The sequence below is a fragment of the Terriglobus sp. YAF25 genome (genome assembly GCF_052113305.1).
Lineage (GTDB): Bacteria > Acidobacteriota > Terriglobia > Terriglobales > Acidobacteriaceae > Terriglobus.
Genome location: NZ_JBFRCY010000667.1, coordinates 1 through 2,597 on the forward strand (window position 1 = coordinate 1; position 2,597 = coordinate 2,597).

At 54.9% G+C, this 2,597-nt stretch carries 3 protein-coding genes; 1 reads left to right on the forward strand and 2 read right to left on the reverse strand.

Features of this window, described 5'->3' with window-relative positions; genetic code table 11:
* On the reverse strand, positions 1-1,100 hold a 1,100-nt coding region (locus tag AB4043_RS22070), incomplete at its 3' end, for a glycoside hydrolase family 20 zincin-like fold domain-containing protein (RefSeq protein WP_442308104.1).
* Between the two features lie 490 nt (positions 1,101-1,590).
* Here AB4043_RS22070 and AB4043_RS22075 point away from each other — a divergent pair.
* Positions 1,591-2,349 (forward strand): DeoR/GlpR family DNA-binding transcription regulator, encoded by a 759-nt coding sequence (locus AB4043_RS22075; RefSeq protein ID WP_442298878.1) that lies wholly within the window; start codon positions 1,591-1,593, stop codon positions 2,347-2,349.
* 14 nt (positions 2,350-2,363) lie between these two features.
* Here AB4043_RS22075 and AB4043_RS22080 read toward each other — a convergent pair.
* Positions 2,364-2,597: class II D-tagatose-bisphosphate aldolase non-catalytic subunit (locus AB4043_RS22080; RefSeq protein WP_442308105.1), on the reverse strand; the 234-nt coding region annotated here is incomplete at its 5' end.

Genomic DNA, 2,597 nt, shown 5'->3' on the forward strand with positions numbered 1-2,597 from the left:
ATCCACTTATCGAAACCGTGCTCCTGCATCGAGTACTGCCATGGAACCGCGATCATGTCCTTGGGAAGATTCTTGACGGATTCCGGTGAGTTCATCGCGACGTCCCCCCAGAATAGGAGCCGCTTATGCAAAGGCCGCAAAGCCTCATGGACCTGGGTGATGAAGTCGATGTAGACCGGCACCAGGCCTCGGCTGGCGACGGCGCCCTTGGTTTGACCCAAGCCCAAATCGTCCGTCTCATCGGCCCCAATATGCAGGAACGGACCAGGAAACATCTGCGCGACTTGTGCGAACCACTTGCTTGTTAGTTGTAGAGATCCGGGCTGTTCTGGAGCAAGTACCGTGCCATGCGGTGTTTCAGACAGATGGTTGTAGCGCTCATGCATCAGGACGTGATGAAGATGTCCGAAGGCCTCCTGTTGCGGAACGATGCTAACGTGATACTGCTGCGCGAATCGTACGAGCTCTTCCACCTCGGTACGGCTCATAGAGCCGCCGGGAGGCGCTATCAGCGGATCGGAAGCGTACTGCAGATTGTTCTCGAAGTACGGCGAATAGATATTGATCTTGAAGGCCGCCAGTGTGCGAATCTGCTTTTTCTGATAGTCGAGTGTCGGAAATGGGCCACGCGAAAGATCGTCATCCTGCCCGCGGTATTTCATCGCTGGCCAGTCGCGAATCTTAGCCGTTTGAAGCACGGCCTGTTGAGCATGACCCGTGACGAGTTGCTTGATCGTCTGGACGCCATAGAAGATGCCCGTGGACGTCGCAGCGATGTCATAGAACGTTCTTCGGTCGTATAGCAGGGCATAGCCTTCGTCGCGCATCGTGTCGGTGAAGACGAGGTGGTGTGCAGCGAGGAGCGAAGCAGCCTTTGGAGTGTCGAGCCGCAACAACTCGATACTTACGCCAGTGGTCTTTGCACTCACCGGGATATCTCGCAGATGTAGCTCGTTGACCAGATCCTTAGCCGCAAAGAGGTCTTCGTTATCGAGGGAGGAGCGAACAGTGACAGATCCGGTGAGCGGCAGCACAGCTTTCTCATCGAGTTCGCGGGGCGCAGGTATCAGCGGGACCTTTGTCACCTCGGTCTGGCCCATGCTCAACGCGCTGATGAGGGTGCAAAGGATTGCCCCTGTCCAGAGTCTGAGAGAACGCCTGCTTGCTCCAGCTGTCATCGTGAACACTACACGCTCGTTTGGGGATTTGCCATTCTAATCTGGAAAAAGAAAGATTAAGAAAACTGTATCATTGCATTTGGTATCTATTCGAAAGAAATATTCGCTATAAACGAAAGCGCTGGCCGGGCTTTTGCGTCTGCATTTTGGCTAAGATCTTTTTCGTGTCTGACGGGGCAAAGGTGCGGAAAGCGCGTCAATCGTAGCCGCAACAACGAAATCGAGACGGGCGACACGGATGCGATACACTGGCTTTTGTTCTGTGTGCCGGCCAACAAAATCTCACAAGCAATCGCAAGTGATGACAGAGATAGAAGCCGTAGTTGTATTGTCGTTTTGCAAGCAATCAGTAATCAGTATCGGGAGTGGCATCACATTGTCTGACAGCGTGAAGGAAGCAACTGGCGGAATCATGGCTGACGAGCGCCGCGCGTTGATTATGCAGATCATCGACACTTCTGGAAGAGTGCGAGTACAGGACCTTGCGCAACGGTTTAGCACCACTTCAGTGACCATCCGCAACGATCTGAATGAGTTGCAAAAGCGTGGGCTGCTGCAACGGTCGCATGGCGGCGCGTTGAAGCCGGATTCGAGACTGTATGAGTCTCCGTTTCAGGATCGTATTCAGTCGCATATCGAAGAAAAACGCCGCATCGGTATTCTTGCCGCGAGCCTGATCCAGGATGGCGAAATTGTGATTCTGGACTCGGGAACGACGACCGGCGAGATCGCCAAGCAGATCAAGAATCGTCCGAGGCTGCAGGTCATTACAAATGGTGTCAATATCGCCAATGAGCTGTTGGGAGCGCGTGGGGTTCACACGACGATCCTCGGCGGCACGCTGCGAAGCGACTCGGCCTCGATCGTCGGCCGGTCCGCAGAAGATATGCTGAGCCAACTCTCTGCGGACAAGCTCTTCATGGGAGGCGCCGGCTGTGACCCAGACTTTGGCGCGAGCGGCGCGGATCTCGAAGAGGCGATGGTGAACAGGGCGATGCTTCGAATTGCGCGCGAGACCATTCTTGTGGCCGATTCAAGCAAGTTCGACAAGCGCAGCATGTCGCGTATCGCAACGTTCTCGGAGATCCACACCGTGATCAGTGACACCAACATGCCCGTCGCCATTCAAGAAAAGATCCGTTCGCACGGATGCAATCTGCTGCTCGCGTAGGAGCAGCGGATTCCCTAGGCGGCGCGGCCACTGTCAGGTTTGCACGCCGCGCTATACTTCCTGATCTCCGTGCGAATGTGCTCGATCACGAGATGACGAGCAGATATCTCCTTACGCCCACGTACAGCCTCGTAACCTCCAGGTAGATACTGGCTCAGCAAGGTCTTGGGCACCGAGAGAGCCTCGAAGTTTCTAAGCAGTGTTTCGATGCTCGTCTGAACCTCCCGTGCCGACCAATAGTAGCGGAT